Origin of the sequence: Aerococcus sp. 1KP-2016, from assembly GCF_002252085.1 — a bacterium.
GTDB lineage: Bacteria > Bacillota > Bacilli > Lactobacillales > Aerococcaceae > Aerococcus.
This window is the reverse complement of sequence record NZ_NEEY01000073.1, coordinates 1-5,830: the sequence shown is the minus strand read 5'-3', so window position 1 is coordinate 5,830 and position 5,830 is coordinate 1. Positions and strand designations below refer to the sequence as shown.

The following is a 5,830-nucleotide window of genomic DNA, read 5'->3' as shown; positions in this document are numbered from 1 at the left end:
GTTTTCAAAAATGAGAAATTTTGCGCCACAAAAAGGGCTGAACGGTCATTATTTAAAAAAAAAGAACGTTCAGGGTGTTTTGCGTTTCATTTTTTCTCATAAACATACTCAAAAGCAGTTCTGGTTTCCAGTTTTCATCTATTTTAAAACGGATATAAACAATCTCGCAAAAATATGCCAACCTAAGCGGTTAGCTGCGACAAAAGGGAATCTATTCATATGTCTTTTTGTGTATTCAAACAAAAAAGTGTGAATGATTTCTCGTCCACTGCAAAAGTCGGTGACCCTTTTGTTTTTTTACAAATAGCGATGGTGAAATTTAATGTTGAACCGAAACGATTTTTGAATAATGAGGACTGATTAGCAAATAATTGGCTTGGTCTAGGTATCTGTCTGATTTTTTTGTATAATAGAGTTAGCAAACAAAAGATAAGGGCGGTAGCATGGCAGACAAAAATCAACTATTTCAGCATTTTCATCCAGACGAGCACGCCTTTGTAGAAAAGGTGACCGACTGGTTTAATACCGTAATCGACCAATACGCACCCGTCGTAACACCTTTCCTAAATCCGAGAGAAGTGGCTATCATTATGATGATTATTGGTCATAATGAAGAAGTCAAAGTCGATTTCTTCGGTGGTTACCCAGGCGCTGAAAATCAGCGAGCTGTCCTTGCACCCGGATATTATGACATCCAGCCAAGTGACTTCGAAATTGTCGCTTTTGACATCCATTACGCCGCTAAATTTAATAGCATCGAGCATCGCCAAATTCTCGGAACCCTTCTTGGTCAAGGTGTCGAGCGCAACAGGATTGGCGATATCATCCAGGCAAAGGGCGATTGGCAGTTCTTTGTAGATGCTAAAATAGCAGACTTTCTCGAGTTTGAAGTTGATAAAATGGGTGGTTACAAGGTCAAATTGGTTCGCATTAATCAAGCAAGCCAAATTATCCAACCAATTTCTGACTGGAAACCCATGGAAGTCACACTTTCTTCACTAAGATTTGATACCTTTATATCAGAAGGATTTCGAATTCCCCGGGCCAAAGCTAAAATCCTGATTGAAGGAGGGGCGGCCAAATTGAATTGGGGTCAGGTACTGGATGCCAAACGACCCTTAAGTCCTGGCGACATCGCTTCAGTCCGTGGCTTTGGACGCTTGAAATATGTCGCAACCCTGATGGAAACCAAGAAGGGTAAAATTAGGGCTCAAATAGAACTGATTAAAAACAAATAGGAGGCTATTTTTATGCGATCATCAGAATTAAAAGATGTTAAATTTAAACAGAAAATCTCAGGCTACGGTAAACAAGAAGTTGACGAGTTTATCAACAAAGTTCGCGTTTCAATGGAAAAACTTGAGGAATCAAATAAAGATTTGCAAGACAAGCTAAACATCGCTAACAAAGAAGTAGATGCAGCACAACGTAAAGAAGCTACTGTAAACCGTTCAATCTTTGTAGCCCAAGAAGCGGCAGATCGTTTACGGGAAGAAGCATTAAGCGAGGCAAGCTTGATCGTTGAACGTGCAGAAGAAGAAGCACGCGCTATTCTAACAGAAGCAGCTGAAAAAGCGACCGTTGTGAATACCGAAACAGACAATCTACAAGAAGCAGCACGCACCTACCTACACCAATCATTTGGTATGGTCTTACAAGCCAAAGCAATGTATGAAGATCCACGTTGGGAAAACTTATTCTTCGAAAAACCAGTTGGTGAAGTACCAACACCACAATTGGATGAAATCATCAAAACATATGATTTACCAGTTCGATCAGACAAGGGTCCAGCAATCTTCGATGACGCAGCCGCAAGAGCTGAAAAGGAGCAACGCAAAGAGGAATTCTTCAACAACGATATTCCGGCAATTCCAACAGTTATGGGTAACGTTGACCTTCCAGAAGCTGAGAAAAAGACGAGCGTGGTCCAAGGTGACGTGGAAGCAGCAAATGGTGTAGCCAACCAAGCGGTGTTAGCAAGCACCACAGCAACTCCTGCAGCCCCTGTAGCTGAGGACAATGCATCAGAGGAAGTTGTTGCCCAAGCTAGTACCACAACGGAAACAAGCGAAACAGTAGAAGCTTCAGATGCAACACAAACTTCAGAAGAAGCAACCGTAAATTCGGTTGATGAAAAACTTGCTTCAAGTGAAGAAGACCTACCAACAGACCTTCATCAGAATCAGAAACAACTTCTGAATCAAAAGTCTAATCGAGTTTTTAATTTGAAAAGTTGTCAGAACGTTATTTTTATAGTAAGATTATGACGTATATATTACACACGTAGAGTGGAACAAGATGAATAACGCAATATATCGAAAGAGAATCTATGTCAGGTGAGAATTAGAGCGAGAAAAGTTATTTATTATCATCCAGGAGTGGATTTCTGAACAGGTGCAGCTGCACTCATTAAGAAATACGTTGATCACGATACGATCATTGAGTGTAGAGGCGTATATCATTGCCTGTACAAAATCTGGGTGGTACCACGGTAGCTTCGTCCCTTTTTAGGGCGAGGCTTTTTTTATTTCTACGAGTGAAGTCAATTAGGAGGAAGAATAAAGCATATGAAAATGAAAGAGACTTTAAATTTAGGTAAAACTAAATTTCCTATGCGCGGTAATCTACCAGTTAAAGAAGTAGAACGCCAAGCTGAATGGGAACAAGAAGCAGTTTATGCCAAACGCCAAGAAAAAAATAAAGACAAAACACCATGGATTTTACATGATGGTCCTCCATACGCAAATGGTAACATCCATATCGGACATGCCATGAACAAAATCACAAAGGATATCATTATCCGTTCTAAATCAATGTCTGGTTACCGTTCACCATACGTACCAGGTTGGGATACACATGGTCTACCAATTGAACAAGCATTGACAAACTCAGGTGTTGACCGTAAATCAATGACACTTGCTGAATTTCGTAAATTATGCGAGGAATATGCTTGGAAACAAGTAAATGGCCAACGTGAAGATTTCAAACGCTTAGGTGTTGCTGGTGACTGGGAGAACCCATACTTAACACTTGCACCAGAATTTGAAGCGCAACAAATCCGTCTATTCGGTCAAATGTACGCAAATGGCTTAATCTACAAGGGTGCAAAACCGGTTTATTGGTCACCATCTTCTGAATCAACTTTAGCGGAAGCTGAAATTGAATATCATGATGTTGAATCACCATCAATTTACGTAGCATTCAAAGCAAAAGATACCAAAGGCAAATTACCAGAAAACGCAGAGTTCGTTATCTGGACAACTACACCTTGCACAATCCCAGCTAACTTAGCGATTGCTGTAAACCCTGATTTTGAATATTCAATTGTTGCCGTTGAAGACCGCAAATTTGTCGTAGCTACTGATTTAGTGAAATCATTGGCTGCTGAACTAGATTGGTCAGATTACACAATTGAAGGGGCACCTTTAAAAGGAACAGACCTAGAATATATGGTTGCTGAACACCCATACTATGACCGTGAGTCACTAGTGATTGTTGGGGACCATGTTACTGCTGAATCTGGTACAGGTTTAGTACATACAGCGCCTGGACACGGGGAAGATGACTATTTTGCTAGCATGAACTACGATCTAGATGTCTTATCACCACTTGATGACCAAGGTCGTTTCACTGATGAAGCGCCAGGTTTTGAAGGGGTATTCTACCAAGATGGTAATAAAATCTCTATCGAAAAGATGGAAGCGAATGGTCGTTTGCTTAAACTTTCTTACTTTACCCACTCATACCCACATGATTGGCGTACGAAGAAACCTGTTATTTACCGTGCGACACCGCAATGGTTCTGTTCAGTTGAAAAAATCCGTGACAATACGCTTGATATCATCGATAACGATGTGAAATGGTGGCATCCATCTGGTCAAACGCGTATCCACAACATGATTCGTGACCGTAAAGACTGGGTTATCTCACGTCAACGTGTTTGGGGCGTGCCACTACCAATTTTCTATGGTGAAAATGGCGAACCTATCGTAACACCAGAAACAATTGATTATGTAGCGAATTTATTCGACGAATTCGGCTCTAACGTATGGTTTGAACGTGAAGCGAAAGACTTATTACCAGAAGGATTTACACATCCAGCTTCTCCAAATGGTGAATTCACCAAAGAAATGGATATCATGGACGTATGGTTTGATTCAGGTTCTTCACACCACGGGGTATTACGTACACGTCCTGAATTACAATTCCCAGCTGACATGTACCTAGAAGGTTCTGACCAATACCGCGGTTGGTTCCATTCATCACTATTAACATCAGTGGCTGTAAATGGCGAAGCACCATACAAATCAGTCCTTTCTCAAGGGTTCGTTAATGATGGTGATGGTCGCAAGATGTCTAAATCTATCGGTAACACTGTGTCACCTAACGATGTAATCAAACAACGTGGTGCAGATATCTTACGTCTATGGGTAACATCTGTTGATACATACTACGATGTACGTATCTCTGACGATATCTTAGGTCAAGTTGCTGAAAACTACCGTCGTATCCGAAACACAGTTCGTTTCCTATTAGGTAACTTATTCGATTACGATGTGAAAGCTGATGCAATTGCATACGAAAACTTAGACTCAATCGATCAATACATGATGAACCGCCTAAATGAAATGGTACGCAACGTCCGTCATGCATACGATACCTTTGACTTCATGACAATTAACCATGAAATTACCAACTTCTTAACACAAGATATGTCTAACTTCTACTTAGACTACGCGAAAGATGTTGTGTATATTGAATTACCAGATTCATCAAAACGTCGTAACATGCAAACTGTTATGTATGAAGTGGCAAAAGCAGTGACAATCCTATTGACACCAATCTTGCCACATACAACAGAAGAAATCTGGACATACTTACAAGAAGAGGAAGAATACGCGCAATTAGCAGAATTCCCAGAAGTTGTTGAATATGCCAATACAGATGAGTTGAACACGAAATGGTCTGCATTCATGGACTTCAGATCAGATGTCAACAAAGCATTAGAAAAAGCCCGTGAAGAAAAAGTCATCGGTAAATCATTAGAAGCGAGATTACACATCCACGCAAATGCTGATACACAAGCATTATTAGACAGTATTGGTGAAGACTTAGCTACTTACTTAATGGTTTCTCAATTAGATGTTCACCAAGTGGATAACTTAGGCGAAGACGCATATACAATCGACATCGAACACGCATTAGGTGCAACTTGTGAGCGTTGTCGTGCCGTGAAAGAAGAAGTCGGTACAATTGAAGCAGCACCACACCTATGTGCGCGTTGTGCAAACATTGTCGTAAACAACTACCCAGAAGCATTAGTTGAAAAGGAGGCCTAAAATGGCTTATTACGGAATTGTCAAAACCTTTAATGAAAAAGAAGGCTTTGGTTTCATAGAATTACCTGATTTTCCTGAGGAAGGTGACATCTTCGTTCATTTTTCAGCATTACTTCACTTAGAACAATCATCACTAACCGTTGGACAAAAAGTTCACTTCGAAATTGCAGAAGGAAAACGCGGACCACAAGCAGTAAACATCAGCTTAAAATAAGGATGTGAGCGCGGACGTTCAGCCCTCAACCAGTGGAAGATTAACGATGTTGATGACAGTAGTCATCAACAAGTTCATCTGAAGTGGGAAGAGGGTTGCTTTTCCGAATTCGACTACAGGATGAGAAGAAAAGAGGCTGGGACAAAAGGCCTCTAAAAAGGCGTACACAATTCTTAATAAGAGTTGTGTACGCCTTTTACTTTGAAAAAATTCCTTATAAATTTTGATTGAAATCTATCATGGGAACAGGTTAAAGGACTGAAAGAGTAGTTCCTTA

5 protein-coding genes are annotated in these 5,830 nt (G+C 40.5%); all 5 read left to right on the top strand.

All coding sequences use genetic code 11. The features are described from left to right. Positions 1 to 253, top strand: a 253-nt coding sequence (locus B9P78_RS10410; RefSeq protein WP_233487860.1) for a hypothetical protein, incomplete at its 5' end; no start/stop codon positions are given. A 190-nt stretch (positions 254 to 443) separates the two neighbouring features. Beyond that, positions 444 to 1,238, top strand: a complete 795-nt coding sequence (locus B9P78_RS09040; protein WP_094519119.1) for an RNA-binding protein — start codon at positions 444 to 446, stop codon at positions 1,236 to 1,238. Between the two features lie 12 nt (positions 1,239 to 1,250). After that, positions 1,251 to 2,267, top strand: coding sequence for a DivIVA domain-containing protein (locus tag B9P78_RS09035; RefSeq protein ID WP_094519118.1), 1,017 nt, complete (start codon positions 1,251 to 1,253; stop codon positions 2,265 to 2,267). A 300-nt stretch (positions 2,268 to 2,567) separates the two neighbouring features. Next, a complete protein-coding gene (ileS, locus tag B9P78_RS09030) occupies positions 2,568 to 5,339 on the top strand; it encodes an isoleucine--tRNA ligase (RefSeq protein ID WP_094519117.1) in 2,772 nt (923 codons plus the stop codon). A 1-nt stretch (position 5,340) separates the two neighbouring features. Continuing rightward, the gene (locus B9P78_RS09025) at positions 5,341 to 5,553 is read left to right on the top strand and encodes a cold-shock protein (RefSeq protein WP_094519116.1); all 213 of its coding nucleotides are present in this window, start codon (positions 5,341 to 5,343) and stop codon (positions 5,551 to 5,553) included. The last annotated feature ends 277 nt before the right edge of the window (positions 5,554 to 5,830 follow it).

Coding starts and splice junctions, on each gene's coding strand:
- B9P78_RS09040 (WP_094519119.1), top strand. CDS start 444: ATGGCAGACAAAAATCAACTATTTCAGCATTTTCATCCAGACGAGCAC.
- B9P78_RS09035 (WP_094519118.1), top strand. CDS start 1,251: ATGCGATCATCAGAATTAAAAGATGTTAAATTTAAACAGAAAATCTCA.
- ileS (WP_094519117.1), top strand. CDS start 2,568: ATGAAAATGAAAGAGACTTTAAATTTAGGTAAAACTAAATTTCCTATG.
- B9P78_RS09025 (WP_094519116.1), top strand. CDS start 5,341: ATGGCTTATTACGGAATTGTCAAAACCTTTAATGAAAAAGAAGGCTTT.